Raw genomic sequence first — 19,697 nt, 5'->3', positions numbered from 1 at the left:
GGTTTGCCGGAGCGATCGGCCGCCCTATAATGGCGGCCGATTTCAGCCCCGAAGGGCCATCTCTAAACGGGAGTGAGCCAATGTTTGATATAACCCGATACGCCACAGCGGCTCAGTCTATCGTTGATGCCGGGCGTTTTTTGTATGACCGCGGTTGGTCACCTGCCACCAGCAGTAACTATTCCGCTCGCCTCGATAACGATCATGTTGCCATTACGGTATCTGGCCGGCACAAAGGTCAGCTTTCCACGAGCGATGTGATGGTGGTTGATCTGGAAGGCAATCCGGTCCAGAGCCACTCTAAATCCTCAGCCGAAACTCTCCTGCACACCGTTCTTTACCAAATCTATCCAGAGGTGGGGGCGGTGTTGCATACGCATTCGGTGAAGGCAACGGTGTTAAGTCGTTTCATTGAGCCCGGCGCGCCCTTTGAAGTGGAGGGGTATGAGCTTCAGAAGGCCTTTCCGGGAGTGGAAAGCCACGAGGGTCGGTTAAGGATTCCTGTTTTTGAAAATACCCAGGACATCCCGGCGCTGGCGGAGCGAACACGAGAGTGGTTCCAGCATCATCCGGAGCAGCCCGGGTACCTTATTCGAGGCCACGGCCTCTATACGTGGGGTGCTACTATGGCGGATTGCCTGCGCCACGTTGAAGCGTTTGAATTTCTTTTTGAATGTGAGCTTGAAACCATGAGAATCTGCCGATGACGACCCTGAGCATTTATAACCAGAACCAGCCGGAAACCGCTCATACGGTCACGTCTGACCTGCAAGTGATTCGTGACACACTGAATGAACAAGGTGTTCGCTTTGAGCAGTGGCCCACCCGTGATCTCCCGGCCGATGCTGATCAGGAGCAGATTTTGGCGGTGTATGGCGAAGAAATTAATCGGCTCAAGCAAGAGTGCGGCTTTCAGACCGCGGATGTGGTTAGTCTGACTGCAGACCATCCGCAGAAAGCCGAATTCCGTAAAAAATTTCTGGATGAGCACACCCATAGTGAAGATGAAGTGCGCTTTTTTGTGCGCGGACAAGGTCTGTTTTATCTGCATTTTGGCGATCAGGTCTACGCTGTCATGTGCCAGAAGAACGATCTGATCAGTGTGCCGAATGGCACTCGTCACTGGTTTGATATGGGGGCAGAGCCGGAATTTACCTGCATTCGCCTGTTCACCAATCCCGAAGGCTGGGTGGCCAGCTTTACGGGCGAAGATATCGCTGCACGGATACCAAGGTATGAGGCCTTGGCAGGAGTGAAGGCATGATTCGCGTAATCTTGACCGACATTGAGGGTACCACCAGTTCGATCTCGTTCGTACACGACGAGCTGTTCCCGTACGCCAGTGAACATCTGCTGGAATTTGTTCGGGAGCATCACCACACCACCCGGGCTGTGACAGAGCAGTTGGCGATTGTGGCGGAAAAAAGCGGGGTCGACATCAAAGACGTTGACGGGTTGGTTGACGTGCTTCAAAACTGGATAGCTGAAGATCGCAAAGAAGGCTCTTTGAAGGCTTTGCAGGGCATGATCTGGGAGCAAGGATACCGCAGCGGAGAGTTGAAAGGGCACATCTACCCGGATGCGGCTGACTATCTGCAGCGGTGGCATGATCGTGGGTTACGGTTGTTTGTATACTCCTCCGGCTCGGTCAAAGCGCAGAAATTGATTTTTGGTCACAGCAACGAAGGTGACTTTACGCCATTTTTCTCCGGCTACTTTGACACCACGGTGGGGGGGAAAAAAGAAGTCCAGTCCTACCACAACATTCTTGCTGAGCTTGGCGTTGAGCCTAAGACGGTGCTATTCCTGTCTGATGTGGAAGCGGAGCTGGAAGCCGCCGAGCAGGCGGGCGTGAAAACCGCTTGGCTGGTACGGGAGGGTGCCCTGCCAGAAACGGATCGCTTTGTAGCCCGTGATTTTTCGGAGGTTGATGCACTCCTGCGCAAACGTTAGGAGGTATGAATGATGCCCGGTAACAGGTTAAGGCGGTGGCTGATCCCGGGTATTCTTGTTCTGTTTTTGACCGGATGTAATCCCTTTTCCGAAGCAGAACCTATGATGGATGAGTACCTGAGCCGACTGGCGCGGGTACTCGATACACCCGCTGCAGCCACGCCTTCAGGCTTGCCCCCCGCCGCTACCCTCCCAAGACGTCGTGATCGTGTTCTCGAGATACCTGAGCTGGAGCTGGGTATGCTGGATTTTCTTTCCCTGTATGGCTGTGAATTGCAGTACGTGGTGGGCGAGCGGAATTCGGTGATGGGCCGCGTCATGCAGCCGGTCAATCAGCTGCGTTATGAAATTCGTTTTATCCAGACAGCTGAACGTTGCTTGCAGCAGATTGATGACGATGAGTTGCGAGCCACCTTGCAGCTGGCCATTGCCAGCAAGCGCCAGACGCTCCCGCTGGCGGTTTGGAATGCCACCTGGGGCACCGAAGAAATCGAAAAGCTGTTCACCTTGTCGAAAGGCTATTACCCCGTGATGGCCGAGCAGAATCCGGTGACCGATTTAGCTCTGGATCTGGATCAGTTAAACGAGATGGTAAAAGCCTTGAACGACCAGCAGCTAACCGTGTCTCTGAGTGATTTGGGGCAGATCCACCAACGTTGGCAGGCGCAGTTTCTCGCAGGGCAGGTGATTAATAGTGCCCGTTTACTGATTGCTACGCTGAACTCGGGCACTGATACGTTGAAGGTGCGACTTGAGGGCCGTCCGTTGTGCTTGAACGGTCAACCGAACAACCAGTCCAGCATTGTCCAAAGTTTCTTTTTTAAGGTCTATATCGGTGAGGTCCAGCCTTATATGAGCGGCGTTAGCCGGGCTCGCGACAGTTTGATTGGTGGGTTTGCACGGTTGGCGGAGCAACAACAGCCCGCTATGACGGATAAGTTCCGGAGCTGGTATAGCAGGCATCTTTCCGAGGATTCTGACGACAGTTTATGGCGCCAACTGGATCAGGCGATGATGCGGCACACACGGCACTGGCAGGATTTGTTAGCGCAGTGTGGCCTTCGGCCGGGGGAGTGATCAGCGCTGGCTTTCCGGTGTTACTCGAAGAATTTCTTCGACCGTGGTTTGCCCCGCGGCCACTTTCTGAGCGCCACTCAATCTGAGGGATTTCATGCCCTCTTTGTAGGCGTCTCGCCTCAGAGCTTCCAGCTCGCAACGGTCGTTAATCTGTCCTGTGAGATTGTCCGAGAGTGTCATGATTTCATAAACGCCTGAACGCCCCATGTAGCCGGTGTTACGACATTCCAAACAGCCTACCGGGTGGTAAAACTGTCGAGGAACCGGGGCTTTCCATGGCCGTGTGAGAGTTTGCCACGCTTGCTCATCGGCATCACCCGGTTGCTTGCAGTGCGGGCAAAGGTTTCGGGTTAGCCGTTGTGCCATGACGCCGAGCACCGTTGCCCGGATCAGGTAGGGCGGAATACCCAGCTCCATCAGTCGGGTAATGGCGCTTGGTGCATCATTGGTGTGCAGCGTCGATAGCACGAGGTGGCCTGTCAGCGCAGCTTGCACGGCCATTTCAGCGGTTTCCAGATCCCGGATTTCACCGATCATGATGATGTCAGGGTCTTGGCGCAGAAGCGCTCTCACGCCGTGTGCGAAGGTGAGGTCGATGTTCGTCTGAACCTGCATCTGATTGAATGCAGGCTCCACCATTTCGATCGGGTCTTCGATGGTGCAGATATTTAATTCGGGTGAGGCCAGTTGTTTTAGTGTGGAGTACAGCGTAGTGGTTTTGCCAGAGCCTGTCGGGCCGGTCACCAGCACGATCCCGTGAGGGCGTGACGTGATGTTGTGCCAGCGCTCGCGGTCTTCCTTGCTGAACCCGAGTTGCTCAAACGATTTCAGCAGCACTTCCGGGTCAAAGATCCTCATCACCATTTTCTCGCCAAACGCAGTGGGCATGGTGGCTAAGCGGAGTTCTACTTCACGATTATCCGGCTTGCGGGTTTTAATACGTCCGTCTTGCGGCCGTCTTTTCTCAGCGACGTTCAGGCGCCCCAGTATTTTTAAGCGGCTGGTAATGGCGGTACCAACATGTTCCGGAAATTCATAGACGTTGTGCAGCACGCCATCGATGCGAAACCGCACTTGAGTAACGGACCGTCGTGGCTCGATATGGATATCCGATGCACGCTGCTCGAAGGCGTATTGCAGCAGCCAATCGACAATTTTGACCACATGCTGGTCGTTGGCGTCGGCACTATCGCTGGAGCCCAGATCCAGTAGCTGTTCCAGATTCTGGTTGCCGGCCGGCCCCGACTTCTGGCCGCCACCGGCTTTGCTGACCGAGGCGGCAAGCTGGTAGAACTCGACGGTATATCGGCGAATGGCTTCCGGGTTGGCGACCACGCGTCGAATGTCTTTACGAACCGCCTGACGAAGGTTGCTCTCCCATTCACGTTTGAACGGTTCGCTGCTGGCAATCACCACTTCGTCATTCGTGATCTCGACCGCGAGAATGCCGTGGCGCTGAGCAAACGCATACGACATGACTCGAGCGATGGCCGGAGTATCAATTTTCAGTGGATCTATGTGGTAGTAGGCTTGCTGCCCCCAGGTTGCAAGCCAGTGGGTCAAACGTTCCAGATCCAGCGTGCGCCCGTCGATTTGGCTGCTCAGGCCAGCAATTGCCACCAGTTCGAGAGGGTGCCTGGGCGTTTTGTTTGCGCCTTCTGAGGCCGAGCCCAGGTTGGCAGTCAGCACTTTTTCAGCATCCGGTTGGCTGATTTCCTCGCTTTCCACCAGTGCAGTGCACACGTCTCTCAGGGTGAGTGTGCGGTGGTGGGGTGGTGCTGGCATTACGAGTGTTTGATCAGCCATCCGTGTTGCCTCTCAATTAGGGATGCGTTATGCGATAACCGGGCGGTTCACTTTCAAGTGCACCATGGCAACGGTGAACAGTAGAAACGTCAGTACCGTCATGATCACAGGCCCGAGTGCGCCTTCGCTGAGCCAAGCGGATACGACCGCTTGGGTGAAGTAGAAAATCAGCACGAACGACATCCAGATATAGCCGCGGTTGTGGCCACGAAATACCGGAATAACAAACGCCAGCAAGGGCAGCAGCTTCACCGACAACATCAGGGTGATGGAAACCCCGTCGACGGGTGTCGGGTAGAACGTTGTCAGAACCAGTGTGGCCAATACGGCGAGATAGAGACCGCTGGTCAGGCGTGCGGTGGTTTTGGCTTTTTCATTATGGAGCATAGGGGTTCCGGATATTTAATGTCGTTGTAAAAATCAGTCAGACAGTTTTTGGGCCAGGCGAGCCAGCCGTTCGCCGAATGCCTGGCACAGAATTCGTTCGTGTTCGCTTAGAGCTTGTTCGGCGCCTGTGCCGGCCCAGTGAGAGGGCCCGTAAGGTGTTCCACCCGTGGTGGTGTCGTTCAGGGCGCTTTCTGAGTAGGGGAGGCCGCACAGTACCATGCCGTGGTGCAGCAGAGGCAGCATCATGGTTAACAGGGTGGTTTCTTGCCCCCCATGCAAGCTACCGGTTGAGGTAAAGGCGCCGCCCGGTTTGCCCGCTAGCTTGCCGTTTAGCCACAAGTCCCCGGTGCCATCTAGGAAATGCTTGAGCGGTGCCGCCATGTTGCCAAAACGAGTTGGGCTGCCCAGGGCCAAGCCGGAACAATTGGCTAGATCCTCCCGCGTGGCGTAGGGCGCGCCGGTGTCTGGCACAGCAGGCTGGCTGGCCACTGTGTCTGGCGAAACAGGGGGCACGGTGCGAATTTTCGCTTCCATCCCTGACACCCGGGCAACTCCGCGCCCGATTTTTTTGGCCATCTCAGCCGTCTGGCCGTTCCGGCTGTAATAGAGAACAAGAATGTAAGGGCTGGAATTGCTCATGCCTAGCTCCTGAAAGGGCTCCGTTTAAAGGATATCCAGCACAGACTCTGGAGGACGGCCAATGGCGGCTTTGTTGTTCGCCAGAACGATGGGGCGCTCAATAAGCTTGGGGGTTGCTACCATCGCTTGAACCAGTTGCTCCCGAGTCAACTCGGGATCGGCTAGGTTCTGCTCTTTGTATTCGGGTTCCTTGGTGCGCATGAGCCCACGGGGTTCGCATCCCAGTAGATCAAGAATATGTAATAGCTCTTGCTCTGTCGGAGGCGTCTCCAGGTAGCGTATAATCTCCGGTTCGATGCCTTTTTGCTGAAGCAGCTCAAGGGTCTGGCGTGATTTTGAGCACCGTGGGTTATGGAAAATGCGGGCTTGTTCTGTCATGGTCATGCTCGATTAACAGTTGTGATTGCGGTCTATTTTGGGGCGTAGTCTAACAGGAGGAAATCCCTTGCAGTACCCTCGGTACTTGTCCATTCCACGAATCACCTCGTCTTTACCTCGCCCACGTTGGTTAGCCTTTTTGGTGCTGAGTGTGGGGTTGGCTCTATCCGGTTGCAGTAAAGTGGAGCTGGAGAAAGCCGATGGTACCCTCAAAAGTTGGGACAGCTATCGCGGGCAATGGGTGCTGGTGAACTATTGGGCCGAGTGGTGCAAACCCTGTCTTGAGGAAATTCCTGAATTGAATCAGCTCGACAAAGTGCCGGATATTACGGTGTTGGGCGTTAATTTCGATGGCGTCGAAGGTGAGTCTTTGCGTGATCTAGGGGCACGAATGGGGATTGAATACACCATGCTGGCGAATGACCCCGCACCAGAATTTGGCTGGAATATACCCGTGGCCCTCCCGGCTACCTTTATCGTGAGCCCGGGTGGTGAGCTCATTGAGACGCGTTTTGGCCCTCAAACTGAAGATGATATCCGCACAGTGATCGGCAATTGAACATGGCAAATACATTCGTACACCTGCGCGTACATTCTGAATACTCCATGGTGGATGGCCTAGTTCGGGTCAAACCGCTGATCAGCCGGGTGGCTGAGTTGGGCATGCCCGCAGTAGGGCTAACCGAACAGTCCAACATGTGCTCACTGGTTCGCTTTTATCAAGGTGCCATGGGGGCAGGAATCAAACCGATCATCGGTGCCGACTTGTGGCTGGAAAACCCGGATGAGCCCGAAAACCCATTCCGCTTAACCCTGCTTGCCCGCGACAACGACGGCTACTTGCACCTAACGGAAATTATTTCTCTGGGCTATACCGAGGGGCAAAAGTACGGCAAGCCAATTGTTCGAAAAGAATGGTTGGAGGCTCGTGCTGGTGGCTTGATCGCTTTGTCTGGCGCAAAGATGGGCGATGTTGGGAAAGCCCTGTTGGCTGACAAGCCAGAATTGGCCCGGGAGCGTGCGCAGTACTGGAACGACTTGTACCCTGGCAGCTATTACCTGGAGTTGCAGCGCACCGATCGAGCCGGCGATGAAGACTGTTTACACCTGAGTGTCGATCTGGCGACTGAAATGGGCTTGCCGGTGGTGGCGACCAACGATGTTCACTTCCTGACCGCCGATGATTTTGAGGCTCATGAAGCTCGGGTGTGCATTGGCGAAAGTCGCACCTTGGATGATCCACGCCGGGATCGCCGGTTTAGTGATCGGCAATACCTGCGCAGCGCCGAGGAAATGATTGAGCTGTTTTCGGACATTCCAGAAGCCATCGAGAACACCGTCGAAATTGCTCGCCGCTGCTCGGTGAAGGTACGGCTGGGAGAGTACTTCCTGCCGAACTATCCGATCCCGGATGGCATGACCATGGACGAATACTTCCGAAAGGTGTCGGAAGAAGGTCTGGACATGCGTCTGGAAACCATTCTGAGCAAGGACGACCCGGAATACGACAAAAAGCGTGCGGTGTATGATGAGCGTTTGAAGTTCGAGCTGGATATCATCATCCAGATGGGGTTCCCGGGATACTTCCTGATCGTTATGGACTTCATCAAGTGGGCCAAGAACAACGGCGTGCCCGTTGGGCCAGGGCGGGGTTCCGGTGCCGGTTCGCTGGTTGCTTATGTGTTGTTGATTACCGATCTGGACCCCCTTGAATACGATTTGCTTTTCGAGCGGTTCCTGAACCCGGAGCGGGTATCCATGCCCGACTTCGATGTCGACTTCTGCATGGAAGGCCGTGACCGGGTTATTGAATACACTGCCCAAAAATACGGCCGTGAAGCGGTTTCGCAGATTATTACCTTCGGTACCATGGCTGCGAAGGCGGTAGTGAGGGACGTCGCGCGAGTGCAGGGTAAGTCCTACGGGCTGGCGGACAAGCTGTCCAAGCTGATTCCGTTCGAAGTGGGCATGACGCTCAATAAGGCCATCGAGCAGGAGCCCCAGCTCAAGGAATTTCTGGAGCAGGACGAAGAGGCCCAGGAGATCTGGGAAATGGCTCTCAAGCTCGAGGGTGTGTGCCGGAACGCCGGTAAGCACGCCGGGGGGGTAGTCATCGCGCCCACCAAGATCACGGATTTTTCGCCGTTGTATTGTGATGACGAAGGTGGAAGTCTGGTCACGCAGTTCGATAAAGGTGACGTAGAAGAAGCCGGATTGGTGAAGTTCGACTTCCTGGGTCTGCGGACCCTGACCATCATCAAGTGGGCTCTGCACATGATTAACCCGCGCCGTGAAAAGCGCGGGGAGCCGGAACTCGATATCGCGACGATTCCGCTGGATGACAAAGCCTCGTTCGACATGCTGAAAAAGGCTGAAACAACCGCCGTATTCCAGCTTGAATCCCGAGGCATGAAAGATCTGATCCGTCGTCTTCAGCCGGACTCGCTGGAAGATATGATCGCCCTGGTGGCACTGTTCCGGCCCGGACCGCTTCAATCGGGCATGGTAGATGACTTTATCGACCGGAAGCATGGCCGGCAGCCGCTGTCCTATCCGCATCCTGATTATCAATATGAAGGCCTGAAGCCGGTATTGGAGCCCACCTACGGGGTTATCCTGTATCAGGAGCAGGTAATGCAGATCGCCCAGGTCATGGCGGGCTACACGTTGGGTGGCGCTGACATGCTTCGGCGGGCGATGGGTAAGAAAAAGCCCGAAGAAATGGCCAAACAAAAGGCCTCTTTCCTGGACGGGTGTGCAAACAACGGCATTGATAAAACGCTGGCCGAGAACATCTTTGACCTGGTTGAGAAATTCGCCGGCTACGGTTTTAACAAATCCCACTCCGCAGCCTACGCCTTGGTGTCGTACCAGACGCTGTGGATGAAAGCTCATTACCCGGCTGAGTTTATGGCCGCGGTACTGACCGCGGATATGCAGAACACCGACAAGGTGGTCACGCTGGTCGAAGAATGCCGGAACATGAAGCTGGACCTGCTGGTGCCAGATGTCAGTCGTTCCGAGTACACCTTCACCGTCAACGATGACGGCCAGATTGTTTACGGATTGGGCGCGATCAAAGGTCTGGGTGAAGGGCCTATCGAAAGCGTGGTTGCGGCTGCAAAAGCCGGTGGCCCGTTCCAGGATATCTTCGATTTTGCCCGCCGGGTTGATCTGAAAAAGGTTAACAAGCGCGCCATGGAAGCATTGATTCGTGCCGGTGCTATGGACAAGCTCGGAGCTACGCGGGCTCAGCTTATGGCCAGTATTGATAAGGCCATTCAACAGGCCGGTCAACAGTCCAGAAACGATGCTGTTGGCATGGTGGACATGTTCGGCGAAATGCTCGGTGGCGGCGATGATGAAGACGTTTATGCCGACGTGGCTGATGTGCGCGAATGGCCCGAAAAGCAACGTCTGAAAGGTGAAAAAGATACGCTGGGTATTTATCTTACCGGCCATCCTTTTGACGAATATGAGAAAGAAGTACGCCGGTTTGTGCGCTCGTCGATTTCGGAACTAAAGCCCAATAAATCACCTCAGCGGGTGGCGGGTTTGGTGGTCGCTCAACGCACGATGAAAACCCGCACAGGTTCAACCATGTGCTTCATCACTCTGGATGATCGAAGCGCGCGAATTGAAGCAACCTTGTTCTCAGAGGCCTATTTTGAAAACCGGGAGTTGCTACAATCGGATCAAGTAATTGTGCTGGAAGGCCAGGTCAGTCACGACGATTACTCAGGTCAGATGAAAATGCGCGTTAGCTCGGTCACGGATGTGGCCACAGCGCGGCAGCAGTTCAGCCGGGGCATTCGATTGGAGTTGCACGCTGACCAATTACAAAATGGTCTGTTGGACAAGTTAGACGACACGCTGCGGCCTTTCCGTAACGACGGCAGCCCGGTATGGATTGAGTACAGCAGTGCGGAAGCCCGCACCCGCATCGAGTTAGGAGAGTCCTGGCGGGTGCAGCCGGATGATGATCTTCTGTTTGAACTGAAGCACTTGGTGGGCGACCAAGCCGTAGAACTGGTCTATGATTAAGACCAATGTCCGCTTTTGCTCTGTGGCAAGCACTGCTATCTTTGTCCCAAATTCTGGTTTGGGTGGGCGTTTGCCCGCCTGGCAATCAAATGATGGAACATCATGAACCCTAATTACCTGGATTTCGAACAGCCGATCGCCGACCTGGAAGCCAAAATTGAAGAGCTTCGAATGGTTGGTAATGATACCGACATCAATATTACGGATGAGATCAGTCGCCTCAAAAAGAAGAGCGTCAGTCTTACGGAAAGCATATTTTCTGATCTCAAGCCTTGGGATGTGGCGCGCTTGGCAAGGCATCCTCGCCGGCCTTATACCCAAGATTATATTGATCTGATTTTTGACGATTTTGATGAGCTGCACGGCGATCGTCGATATGCGGACGATCAAGCCATCATTGGCGGTACTGCTCGTTTAGGCAACCAGCCAGTCATGGTAATCGGCCATCAGAAAGGTCGAGAAGTGCGTGACAAAGTTAAGCGTAACTTTGGCATGCCTCGCCCAGAGGGCTACCGTAAAGCGCTGCGCCTGATGGAGATGGCAGAACGGTTCAAAATGCCCATTTTGACGTTCATCGATACCCCGGGTGCTTATCCGGGCATTGGAGCCGAAGAGCGTGGTCAAAGTGAGGCCATTGCCTTCAATTTGGCTGTGATGTCTCGGCTGAAAACGCCGATCATTTCGACGGTCATTGGTGAAGGTGGTTCCGGTGGCGCTCTCGCCATTGGTGTTTGTGATCAGCTAAATATGCTGCAGTATTCAACCTATGCAGTTATTTCACCGGAAGGTTGTGCATCGATTCTCTGGAAGAGCGCGGAATATGCAGCGCAGGCAGCGGAAGCCATGGGTGTCACCGCCGCTCGCCTGAAAGAGCTGGGTGTGGCTGACAACGTGATTGATGAGCCACTAGGGGGCGCGCACCGCAATCCTGAAGACATGGCTGATACGTTGAAAACGCAACTGGAGACAGGGCTGGCTGAGTTGTGTCGCCTGCCGCTGGACGAGTTGATCGCACGCCGCTATGAGCGTTTGACCAAGTATGAAGGCGGGCGGTAACCCCGCCCGGCATGCTGATTGGCCGGACGACCTGCTTGGGCCAGTCAGCACACTCCCTGAATATTCCCGACTCTGGGTCGCCTTCAGCGGCGGCCTGGATTCCGTGTTGTTGCTTCACGTAGCAGCGTCCTGCCATTCTGATATCACTGCCTTACACATTAATCACCAACTCCAGGCCAATCACCAGCAGACCGAGCAGTTTTGTCGTGATGTATGCGAGAGCTTGGGCGTGCCCATCGTCGTGGAGCGTGTTGATGTCCCCGTCTCTAATACTGCAGCGGGTGGTCTCGAGGAGGCTGCGAGAAACGCCCGCTATCAGGTGTTTGAGCGGCGCGTAGGCGATGGAGATGTCATGCTGATGGCCCACCATGGTGACGATCAGGTCGAGACAGTGCTGTTTCGATTGCTTCGAGGTTCTGGTGTTAGCGGACTCTCGGGCATGCCGGCTAGCCGACCGTTGGGGCGCGGGCGCCTACATCGACCGTGGCTAGCCGTAGGGCGCGACCGGCTAGAGGACGTAGCTGCGAGCTCAGGGGTGAGTTGGGTAGAAGATCCAAGCAATGTCAGCCAGGTATACGATCGCAATTATTTGCGCCATGCGATCATGCCGAGCTTGAAAAAACGCTGGCCGGGCTTGCTCAAGCGAATGGGGCATAGTGCTGGTGCATGCCGTGAAAGCGCTGAGCTGAACCGACGTTTGGCTGAGTTGCACTGGCAGTCTTGCTCTGACAAAGGGCGATTGGCGCTAGCTTCTGTCCGGGCGCTGAGTTCGCTCGAGCAGCGAAACTTGGTGCGTTGGTGGCTGCAAAAGCTGCATTTCGAAGTGCCAGCGAGCAGCAGTTTGGATCAAGGTCTTTTCGATCTGCTGAACGCCGCAGAGGACCGTGCGCCGGAAATACGAGGTGCAGGGTTTAGTCTGAGGCGTTATCGAGATTATCTCTATCTGGTGCCGGATTATGTGGTTCCACAAGAGATAGCCGATCTTTCCTCGCGTCAGGTTATCGAATGGGGTGATTGGCGGCTCCAGTTGATGCCAGTGCAGCAAGGAAATACCGCAAAAAATTCCCCGCCGCCAATACGGGTATCTACGAGGCAGGGCGGTGAAAGGGTGAAAATTCGTGCCGAAGGCCCCTCTCGACCATTGAAAACATGGCTGCAAGAACAGGGGGTTCCGCCATGGGAAAGAGCCGCGCTGCCCTTGGTTTACAGGCATGAAGGCGGGGGTTCGGAGCTAATTGCGATTGGCGATTTGTGGTGTTCTGAACAATACTCGGGAAGCGCCCCTGCTACCGGCTGGCGGCTCATTGTGGAACGGGATTTTGATTGAGTAGGTGAGGGCTTTCTGGTAGTCTGATGTCCCATCTTGAGATGAACAATCTCCCCCCTTTACCGAACCAGATAATCATGGAATCTGCATGACGCGTTATATTTTCGTCACCGGCGGTGTTGTGTCCTCTTTGGGCAAAGGTATTGCGTCTGCCTCATTGGCAGCCATCCTGGAGGCACGCGGCCTGAAGGTCACTATTCTCAAGCTGGACCCGTACATCAATGTGGACCCCGGCACCATGAGCCCGTTCCAGCACGGTGAGGTATTCGTCACCGAAGACGGAGCTGAAACCGACCTTGATCTTGGCCACTACGAGCGTTTCATTCGTACGCCGATGAGCAAGCGTAACAACTTCACCACCGGTCGGGTGTACGAAGAAGTTATCCGCAAAGAGCGTCGTGGCGATTATCTGGGCGGCACCGTTCAGGTTATTCCGCACATCACCGATGAAATCAAACGCCGTGTAATTGAAGGCGCTGCGGGTTCCGATGTGGCGCTGATTGAAGTCGGCGGAACTGTGGGTGATATCGAATCCCTGCCGTTCCTCGAAGCGTGTCGTCAGCTGAAGGTAGAAGTGGGAGCTCAGCGTGCTTTGTTTATGCACCTGACGCTGGTTCCGTACATTGCGACTGCTGGTGAGATCAAAACCAAGCCGACTCAGCATTCCGTTAAAGAGATGCGTTCTATCGGTTTGCAGCCCGACATCCTGTTGTGCCGTTCCGAGCACGAAGTCGATGCCAGCTCTCGCCGCAAGATTGCCTTGTTTACGAACGTCGAAGAGCGCGCCGTCATCCCGATGCAGGATGCCAAGTCTATCTATGCGATTCCGCGTATGTTGCACGAATACGGCCTGGATCAGCTGGTTATCGAGCGCTTCAACCTCGACGCTCGCGAAGCAGATCTGAGCGAGTGGGACGAAGTTGTTGAATCCCTGATGAATCCGCAGCAAGAAGTCACCATCGCGATGGTTGGTAAGTACATGGAGCTTCTGGAGGCCTACAAGTCTCTGATTGAGTCCTTGTTGCATGCCGGCATCAAGACCCGCACCAAGGTCAAGATCAATTACATCGATTCCGAAGACATCGAGCGTGACGGTACTCAAGTACTTGATTCTGCTGACGCTATTTTGGTTCCCGGTGGCTTTGGCGAACGTGGCGTAGAAGGCAAGATTCGTACAGTCCAATACGCCCGTGAAAACAAAGTTCCGTATCTGGGCATATGCCTGGGTATGCAGGTAGCCGTTATTGAATACGCCCGTAACGTGGCTGGTTTGAAAGATGCGCACAGTACCGAGTTCCGAGAGCATTCTCCGGCACCGGTTGTTGGTCTGATTACCGAGTGGTTGGATGCCAGCGGCAACACTGAAGAGCGTACTGAAGCTTCAGACTTGGGCGGTACCATGCGCTTGGGCGCTCAGGACTGCGTGCTGAGCGAAGGCTCCACCATTGCAGCCTGTTACGGCAAGAAAACCATCCGTGAACGTCATCGTCACCGTTACGAGGTCAACAACCACTACCTACCGAAACTGGAAGAAGCGGGCTTGAGGATCTCTGGTCGTTCGACCGACGGACGTTTGGTAGAAGTTGTAGAAGCGCCTGAGCATCCGTGGTTTGTGGCGTGTCAGTTCCACCCGGAATTCACCTCAACACCTAGAGATGGCCACCCGCTGTTCAAAGGCTTTGTTGAGGCCGCTTTGGCGAACAAAAAGGGATCGTAAGCATGGCCAAGAGCGTGGTTAACGTCGCTGGCATTGAAGTCGCTAACGAAAAGCCGTTTGTGCTTTTTGGCGGCATGAACGTACTGGAATCTCCCGAGCTGGCCATGGAGGTTGCTGAAGCCTACGTGGAAGCAACCAGCAAGCTGGGTATTCCTTACGTATTCAAGGCCTCCTTTGACAAGGCCAACCGCTCGTCCGTGAATTCGTTCCGCGGCCCGGGTTTGGATAAAGGCTTGCAGATACTGGCGGACATCAAGAGCAAGTTTGGTGTCCCCATTATTTCAGATGTCCACGAGCCCGCTCAGGCTGCGCCTGCCGCGGAAGTGTGCGACATCATCCAGCTGCCTGCATTTTTGAGCCGTCAAACCGATCTGGTCGTTGCCATGGCAAAAACCGGCGCGGTGATCAACATCAAGAAAGCTCAGTTCCTTGCGCCTCAGGAGATGAAACACATCATCACCAAGTGCGAAGAAGCCGGTAACGAAAACATCATCTTGTGTGAGCGGGGCAGCAGCTTCGGTTACAACAACCTGGTAGTCGACATGCTGGGCTTTGGTATCATGAAGTCGATGAACGTTCCGGTGATGTTCGACGTCACCCATTCGCTGCAAATGCCGGGTGGCCGCGCCGATTCCGCTGGCGGCCGCCGTGCACAAGTGACCGACTTGGCTTTGGCTGGCATGTCACAAGGACTAGCCGGTTTGTTCCTCGAAGCACACCCTGACCCTGACCAAGCCAAATGCGACGGCCCATGCGCACTGCGCCTGAGCCAGCTGGAGCCGTTCCTTCAGCGGGTGAAAGCCGTAGATGATCTGGTAAAAAGTTTTAAACCTATAGACACCGCCTGATTGGCGGTGTCCGCAATTTGAAAGACCGCATATTCCTGACGTCATTACCACGAAGGCAAACTGCGGACTTTAAGAGCGAGCGACGGGAAGGGCCTGGCGAAAATTTCGTAGGCCATGGATGGCCGAAGAGAAGCGCACATGGATGTGCTTGTAGCGGTTTTCGCCAGGCCCTTCCCGTTGATCGCTCCAGCACCGAATTTGATAACCGGTACAGTGTTTAGAAGATAAAATCTGGAGAAATTTTCGAATGACCAAGATTGCCAACATCAAAGCTCGTGAGGTTCTGGATTCACGCGGTAACCCTACCGTTGAAGCCGACGTAATTCTGGAGAACGGAACCCTGGGCCGTGCCTGTGCACCTTCCGGAGCATCTACCGGTTCCCGCGAAGCGCTGGAGCTTCGTGACGGTGACAGCTCCCGCTACCTTGGTAAAGGTGTTCGCAAAGCGGTTGCAGCCATCAACGGTCAGATCCGTGATGCACTGGTAGGAAAAGACGCAGCTGAACAGCGCGCTCTGGACCAGATCATGATCGACCTGGATGGCACTGAGAACAAAGCTAACCTGGGCGCAAACGCCATTCTTGCCGTGTCTTTGGCTGCCGCTAAAGCTGCTGCAATCTCTCTGGGCAAGCCCCTGTACGAGCACATCGCGGATGTGAACGGCACTTCTGGCAAGTTCTCCATGCCGGTTCCGATGATGAACATCCTGAACGGTGGTGAGCACGCCGACAACAACGTCGACATTCAGGAGTTTATGGTTCAGCCGGTTTCTGTAACCAGCTTCGCCGAAGCTCTGCGCGTGGGAGCGGAGATCTTCCACAGCCTCAAGAAGGTTCTGAAGGCTAAGGGTCTGAACACTGCCGTGGGTGACGAAGGTGGTTTTGCTCCGAACCTGCCATCCAACGAAGCCGCATTGGCCGCTATCCAGGAAGCCGTTGAACAAGCCGGTTACGAACTGGGTAAAGACGTTACTCTGGCACTGGACTGTGCTTCTTCTGAATTCTACAAAGATGGTCAGTACCAGCTGACTGGCGAAGGCAAGAGCTTCGACTCTGAAGGCTTCGCGGATTACTTGGCAGGCTTGTGCGAGCGTTACCCGATCGTGTCTATCGAAGACGGTATGGACGAAAGCGACTGGGACGGCTGGAAAGTTCTGACTGACAAGCTGGGCAGCAAAGTTCAGTTGGTTGGTGATGACCTTTTCGTAACCAACACCAAGATCCTTAAGCAGGGTATCGAAAAGGGCGTTGGTAACTCCATCCTGATCAAGTTCAACCAGATTGGTAGCTTGTCCGAGACTCTGGACGCGATCAAAATGGCTCAGGATGCCGGCTACACCGCGGTTATCTCTCACCGCTCCGGTGAAACTGAAGACACCACCATTGCTGACCTGGCAGTAGCGACTTGTGCTGGCCAGATCAAGACCGGTTCTTTGTGCCGTTCTGACCGCGTAGCCAAGTACAATCAGTTGCTGCGTATCGAAGGTGATCTTGAAGGCAAAGCGCCATACCGTGGTCTGAGTGAGATCAAAGGCCAAGGCTAAACACTAGCCGGCGGTATGCCTGATAGTGCGTGTTATCAGGTAACAGAATGTTAAGGCCATCGCGTTCTGGATGAAAATTCAGACACGATGGCCTTTTTGCCCAATTAGTTGGGGCATTTTCTTGTTAATCTACTTGAGCGTCTATACTTAACCTCTGACGCTAAATTTTAACTGGTTATTTTCTGAGCTAATTTGAATGAAAACGCTTTGGGCCATACTTGCTGTGCTGATTCTCCTGCTACAGGTACGCCTGTGGGTCGGGGAGGGTAGCTTTGCGCAAGTTTGGGCGCTGGAAGAAGCGATTTCCAAGCAGCAGGCTGAAAATGCCGGATTGGCGGCTCGGAATGACCGGCTTTATGCAGAGGTTCGTAACCTGCGGAATCAGCAGGGGGCGGTGGAAGAGCGGGCCCGTATGAACTTGGGGCTTATCCGTGATGATGAGACCTTTTTCCTCGTTGTCGAAAAGTAAGTTGTAGTTTGGGTGTTTCGAGCGCCGGGGAGTGTCTCTCCGGGAACCGCTACGAGCACTTCCATGTGCGCTTCTCTCCGGCCATCCATGGCCTACGACATTCCCGGAGAGACACTTCCCGACGCTCTTCTAACATGGTGCGGGTTTTCCAATGAAATATTCTGATCTTTGGCTTGTGGTTCCTGCCGCTGGTATCGGCCAGCGCATGAAAGCCGAATGTCCCAAGCAGTACCTGAAAATCTCTGACCGTTTCATCCTCGATATAACCCTATCCCGTTTGCTGGATAACGCACCGTTTAAAGGCTGCATGGTGCCACTGAATCCCCGGGATCAATGGTGGCCCGACAGTGAATCTGCTAAGGATGACCGAATCCAGACCTGCACAGGAGGCAAGGAGCGGGCAGACTCTGTGCTTTCGGCGCTGCATGCTCTGGATGAGCAGGCGGATGATAACGACTGGGTATTGGTGCACGATGCCGCGCGGCCGTGTTTGCATCCTCACGATCTTTCCAATCTGATTGATACGCTATTTGAACATCCGGTAGGTGGGCTGCTTGCGGCGCCGGTGGCGGATACGTTGAAGTTGGCCGGCAAAGGCGCAGAGCCTGAAGTGGAAGAAACCGTGGATCGTAGCCAGCTATGGCGAGCGTTGACGCCTCAAATGTTTCGCTTCGGTGCTTTGAGATTGGCGCTGGAACGGTGCCTCGAAAGTGGCCATGGCGTTACGGATGAGTCCTCTGCCATGGAGTTTTCCGGTAATATGCCTCTTCTGGTGGAAGGCCGGGCGGATAATCTGAAGATTACGGTGCCGTCGGATCTTGGTTTGGCCGAGTTTATTCTAAGCCGGCAGTAAGGTTTTTGCTTCCTCGTACATTCTTGTTTTGATTCGGAGATGACCATGCGTATTGGCCAGGGCTTTGATGTCCATGCCTTTTGTGAGGGCGATTTTGTCATTTTGGGGGGCGTTAAGATTCCCTTCAGTCAGGGGCTGAAAGCGCACTCGGATGGCGACGTTCTATTGCATGCGCTGGCGGATGCTTTGTTGGGTGCCGTCGCGTTGGGTGATATCGGTCATCTGTTTCCGGATACCAGTGATGAGTGGGCTGGGGCAGATAGCCGGGAATTGCTGCGAACGGTGATGCAGCGAGTTCAGGATGAAGGCTTTTCGGTGGTCAATGTGGATGCCACGATCATTGCCCAAGCCCCTAAGATGGCACCTCACGTTGAAGCCATGCGCTTGAACATGGCTGCTGACTTGGGCGTCCCGGTTAACCGGGTCAGTGTTAAGGCCACAACCAGTGAGAAACTCGGATTCACCGGTCGAGGCGAGGGCATTGCATGCCAGGCGGTGTGCTTGCTTGAGCCGGTGACGCTGTGACTCAGTCGAAGGAAGTCATTGCACGCTGGCGTCTTCATTGGCCCACCTCTTCGGGCACCCGACCCGCATCCGCTTTGCTTAAGGCCAGTCCTGATGATTTTAGGGTGACTGAGTATCTGTGTCCCGAGTTTGAAGAGCCTCAGGCGGGGGAAAAGGGCGCCGGTGAACACCTGTGTGTGCGGCTGGAGAAAACCGGCGATAACACAGAGTACGTGGCCCGTGAGTTGGCTGTCTTGGCAGGTACAAAAGCATTCGAAGTGGGCTTTTGCGGTCTGAAAGACCGTCATGCGGTCACGGTGCAATGGTTTAGTTTGTACAGGCCCGGTATGGAGGCCGACGATACCCAGTTGTTGGCAGCCATTGCCCAGCGCTGGCCAGTGTTAGCCCATCGACGTCATGCCCGAAAGCTCCGCCGTGGAGAGCACGAGCACAATGGTTTTGAGCTGGTGTTGCGAGAGGTTGCCGGGGAACGCCTTCAGATTGACGCTGCGCTTGCCCTGTTAGCTGAACGCGGTGCGCCCAATTATTTCGGTCCCCAGCGGTTTGGTTTGGGTGGTGGAAACCTTGATAAAGCGGTCAGCCTTGATCCGAGTCGTTTGAACCGGAAGCGTGGTGGTCGCCGTGGCGGTGGCGGAAGTGCCTCGAAAAACGTATTGTACTTTTCGGCGGCACGTTCGTGGCTGTTTAATGAAGTGCTGGCAGAACGTGTCGACGCTGGTAACTGGTTTATGCGATTGCCCGGGGAACCCACTGAAGACGGTACACCAACAGGGCCACTTTGGGGGGATGGAGGCACCCTTGCCAGCGAAGAACAAGAATTGTTAGAACGATCAGTCATCGCGAGGCATCCGGAGTTTGAGCAGTTGTTTTCGATCACTCGCATGAAGCCTGAACGTCGCGCGTTGGTCACTCGCCCCGAGCAGTTATGTTGGGAGTGGGTCGATGCAAACACCCTGCGGCTTCAGTTTTTGCTGCCACCGGGTCAGTACGCAACCACTGTGTTGGGTGACGTGTTTGAGCTGCAGGACATGAGCCTCAGCCGTGATAATAAGTAATAAGCGAGCTAGCTGGAGAT

General features: G+C 54.7%; 19 protein-coding genes. 15 read left to right on the top strand and 4 right to left on the bottom strand.

The genetic code is table 11. The annotated features are described in order from the left end of the window. The first annotated feature begins 80 nt into the window (after positions 1–80). From ACNQ6O_RS07030 to ACNQ6O_RS07015, 4 genes are read left to right on the top strand one after another with little or no spacing between them, the layout of a single operon-like run. Positions 81–707: a methylthioribulose 1-phosphate dehydratase gene (locus tag ACNQ6O_RS07030; RefSeq protein WP_418052525.1), complete on the top strand. Its 627-nt coding sequence runs from the start codon at positions 81–83 to the stop codon at positions 705–707. Then, entirely contained in the window at positions 704–1,264 is a 561-nt protein-coding gene (locus ACNQ6O_RS07025; RefSeq protein ID WP_418052524.1) for a 1,2-dihydroxy-3-keto-5-methylthiopentene dioxygenase, read from the top strand. The genes ACNQ6O_RS07030 and ACNQ6O_RS07025 overlap by 4 nt, the downstream gene beginning before the upstream one ends. Then, positions 1,261–1,953: an acireductone synthase gene (gene mtnC, locus ACNQ6O_RS07020; RefSeq protein ID WP_418052523.1), complete on the top strand. Its 693-nt coding sequence runs from the start codon at positions 1,261–1,263 to the stop codon at positions 1,951–1,953. Before ACNQ6O_RS07025 ends, mtnC begins: the two co-directional genes overlap by 4 nt. A gap of 9 nt (positions 1,954–1,962) precedes the next feature. Further along, entirely contained in the window at positions 1,963–3,030 is a 1,068-nt protein-coding gene (locus ACNQ6O_RS07015; protein ID WP_418052522.1) for a DUF3080 domain-containing protein, read from the top strand. On the opposite strand, the gene ACNQ6O_RS07010 is transcribed toward ACNQ6O_RS07015, so the two are convergent. The 4 genes from ACNQ6O_RS07010 to arsC are packed head-to-tail and all read right to left on the bottom strand — an operon-like array spanning position 3,031 to position 6,240. Beyond that, entirely contained in the window at positions 3,031–4,836 is a 1,806-nt protein-coding gene (locus ACNQ6O_RS07010; protein ID WP_418052521.1) for a GspE/PulE family protein, read from the bottom strand. 27 nt (positions 4,837–4,863) lie between these two features. Next, complete coding sequence (locus ACNQ6O_RS07005) at positions 4,864–5,223, bottom strand: DUF2069 domain-containing protein (protein ID WP_418052520.1); 360 nt, start codon at positions 5,221–5,223, stop codon at positions 4,864–4,866. A gap of 33 nt (positions 5,224–5,256) precedes the next feature. Beyond that, positions 5,257–5,862, bottom strand: coding sequence for an NAD(P)H:quinone oxidoreductase (gene wrbA / locus ACNQ6O_RS07000; protein ID WP_418052519.1), 606 nt, complete (start codon positions 5,860–5,862; stop codon positions 5,257–5,259). A gap of 24 nt (positions 5,863–5,886) precedes the next feature. Continuing rightward, a complete protein-coding gene (gene arsC / locus ACNQ6O_RS06995; RefSeq protein ID WP_418052518.1) occupies positions 5,887–6,240 on the bottom strand; it encodes an arsenate reductase (glutaredoxin) in 354 nt (117 codons plus the stop codon). A 100-nt stretch (positions 6,241–6,340) separates the two neighbouring features. Here arsC and ACNQ6O_RS06990 point away from each other — a divergent pair, with 100 nt between their 5' ends. The 11 genes from ACNQ6O_RS06990 (at position 6,341) to truD (ending at position 19,677) form a co-directional block, all read left to right on the top strand. Then, positions 6,341–6,799: a TlpA family protein disulfide reductase gene (locus tag ACNQ6O_RS06990; protein ID WP_418052544.1), complete on the top strand. Its 459-nt coding sequence runs from the start codon at positions 6,341–6,343 to the stop codon at positions 6,797–6,799. Positions 6,800–6,801: 2 nt separating this feature from the next. Further along, entirely contained in the window at positions 6,802–10,284 is a 3,483-nt protein-coding gene (dnaE, locus tag ACNQ6O_RS06985) for a DNA polymerase III subunit alpha (RefSeq protein WP_418052517.1), read from the top strand. Between the two features lie 102 nt (positions 10,285–10,386). Beyond that, positions 10,387–11,340 (top strand): acetyl-CoA carboxylase carboxyl transferase subunit alpha, encoded by a 954-nt coding sequence (gene accA, locus ACNQ6O_RS06980; protein ID WP_418052516.1) that lies wholly within the window; start codon positions 10,387–10,389, stop codon positions 11,338–11,340. Continuing rightward, positions 11,324–12,667, top strand: a complete 1,344-nt coding sequence (gene tilS, locus ACNQ6O_RS06975) for a tRNA lysidine(34) synthetase TilS (protein ID WP_418052515.1) — start codon at positions 11,324–11,326, stop codon at positions 12,665–12,667. The genes accA and tilS overlap by 17 nt, the downstream gene beginning before the upstream one ends. A gap of 88 nt (positions 12,668–12,755) precedes the next feature. Continuing rightward, positions 12,756–14,384, top strand: coding sequence for a CTP synthase (locus ACNQ6O_RS06970; protein ID WP_418052514.1), 1,629 nt, complete (start codon positions 12,756–12,758; stop codon positions 14,382–14,384). A 2-nt stretch (positions 14,385–14,386) separates the two neighbouring features. Further along, positions 14,387–15,232: a 3-deoxy-8-phosphooctulonate synthase gene (gene kdsA, locus ACNQ6O_RS06965; RefSeq protein WP_418052513.1), complete on the top strand. Its 846-nt coding sequence runs from the start codon at positions 14,387–14,389 to the stop codon at positions 15,230–15,232. A 247-nt stretch (positions 15,233–15,479) separates the two neighbouring features. After that, positions 15,480–16,775, top strand: a complete 1,296-nt coding sequence (gene eno, locus ACNQ6O_RS06960) for a phosphopyruvate hydratase (protein WP_418052512.1) — start codon at positions 15,480–15,482, stop codon at positions 16,773–16,775. A gap of 196 nt (positions 16,776–16,971) precedes the next feature. Beyond that, complete coding sequence (locus tag ACNQ6O_RS06955; RefSeq protein ID WP_418052511.1) at positions 16,972–17,244, top strand: septum formation initiator family protein; 273 nt, start codon at positions 16,972–16,974, stop codon at positions 17,242–17,244. Positions 17,245–17,395: 151 nt separating this feature from the next. Then, positions 17,396–18,097: a 2-C-methyl-D-erythritol 4-phosphate cytidylyltransferase gene (gene ispD, locus ACNQ6O_RS06950; RefSeq protein ID WP_418052510.1), complete on the top strand. Its 702-nt coding sequence runs from the start codon at positions 17,396–17,398 to the stop codon at positions 18,095–18,097. 45 nt (positions 18,098–18,142) lie between these two features. Next, the gene (ispF, locus tag ACNQ6O_RS06945; RefSeq protein ID WP_418052509.1) at positions 18,143–18,622 is read left to right on the top strand and encodes a 2-C-methyl-D-erythritol 2,4-cyclodiphosphate synthase; all 480 of its coding nucleotides are present in this window, start codon (positions 18,143–18,145) and stop codon (positions 18,620–18,622) included. Then, positions 18,619–19,677: a tRNA pseudouridine(13) synthase TruD gene (gene truD, locus ACNQ6O_RS06940; RefSeq protein ID WP_418052508.1), complete on the top strand. Its 1,059-nt coding sequence runs from the start codon at positions 18,619–18,621 to the stop codon at positions 19,675–19,677. The genes ispF and truD overlap by 4 nt, the downstream gene beginning before the upstream one ends. The last annotated feature ends 20 nt before the right edge of the window (positions 19,678–19,697 follow it).

The organism is Marinobacter sp. SBS5 (assembly GCF_048285575.1).
Classification (GTDB): domain Bacteria; phylum Pseudomonadota; class Gammaproteobacteria; order Pseudomonadales; family Oleiphilaceae; genus Marinobacter.
This window is presented reverse-complemented; position numbering and strand designations above follow the sequence as displayed.

Bases quoted from the DNA above. Each gene is read 5' to 3' on its own strand.
- ACNQ6O_RS07030 (WP_418052525.1), top strand. From the start codon at position 81: ATGTTTGATATAACCCGATACGCCACAGCGGCTCAGTCTATCGTTGAT.
- ACNQ6O_RS07025 (WP_418052524.1), top strand. From the start codon at position 704: ATGACGACCCTGAGCATTTATAACCAGAACCAGCCGGAAACCGCTCAT.
- mtnC (WP_418052523.1), top strand. From the start codon at position 1,261: ATGATTCGCGTAATCTTGACCGACATTGAGGGTACCACCAGTTCGATC.
- ACNQ6O_RS07015 (WP_418052522.1), top strand. From the start codon at position 1,963: ATGATGCCCGGTAACAGGTTAAGGCGGTGGCTGATCCCGGGTATTCTT.
- ACNQ6O_RS07010 (WP_418052521.1), bottom strand. From the start codon at position 4,836: ATGGCTGATCAAACACTCGTAATGCCAGCACCACCCCACCACCGCACA.
- ACNQ6O_RS07005 (WP_418052520.1), bottom strand. From the start codon at position 5,223: ATGCTCCATAATGAAAAAGCCAAAACCACCGCACGCCTGACCAGCGGT.
- wrbA (WP_418052519.1), bottom strand. From the start codon at position 5,862: ATGAGCAATTCCAGCCCTTACATTCTTGTTCTCTATTACAGCCGGAAC.
- arsC (WP_418052518.1), bottom strand. From the start codon at position 6,240: ATGACAGAACAAGCCCGCATTTTCCATAACCCACGGTGCTCAAAATCA.
- dnaE (WP_418052517.1), top strand. From the start codon at position 6,802: ATGGCAAATACATTCGTACACCTGCGCGTACATTCTGAATACTCCATG.
- accA (WP_418052516.1), top strand. From the start codon at position 10,387: ATGAACCCTAATTACCTGGATTTCGAACAGCCGATCGCCGACCTGGAA.
- tilS (WP_418052515.1), top strand. From the start codon at position 11,324: ATGAAGGCGGGCGGTAACCCCGCCCGGCATGCTGATTGGCCGGACGAC.
- ACNQ6O_RS06970 (WP_418052514.1), top strand. From the start codon at position 12,756: ATGACGCGTTATATTTTCGTCACCGGCGGTGTTGTGTCCTCTTTGGGC.
- kdsA (WP_418052513.1), top strand. From the start codon at position 14,387: ATGGCCAAGAGCGTGGTTAACGTCGCTGGCATTGAAGTCGCTAACGAA.
- eno (WP_418052512.1), top strand. From the start codon at position 15,480: ATGACCAAGATTGCCAACATCAAAGCTCGTGAGGTTCTGGATTCACGC.
- ACNQ6O_RS06955 (WP_418052511.1), top strand. From the start codon at position 16,972: ATGAAAACGCTTTGGGCCATACTTGCTGTGCTGATTCTCCTGCTACAG.
- ispD (WP_418052510.1), top strand. From the start codon at position 17,396: ATGAAATATTCTGATCTTTGGCTTGTGGTTCCTGCCGCTGGTATCGGC.
- ispF (WP_418052509.1), top strand. From the start codon at position 18,143: ATGCGTATTGGCCAGGGCTTTGATGTCCATGCCTTTTGTGAGGGCGAT.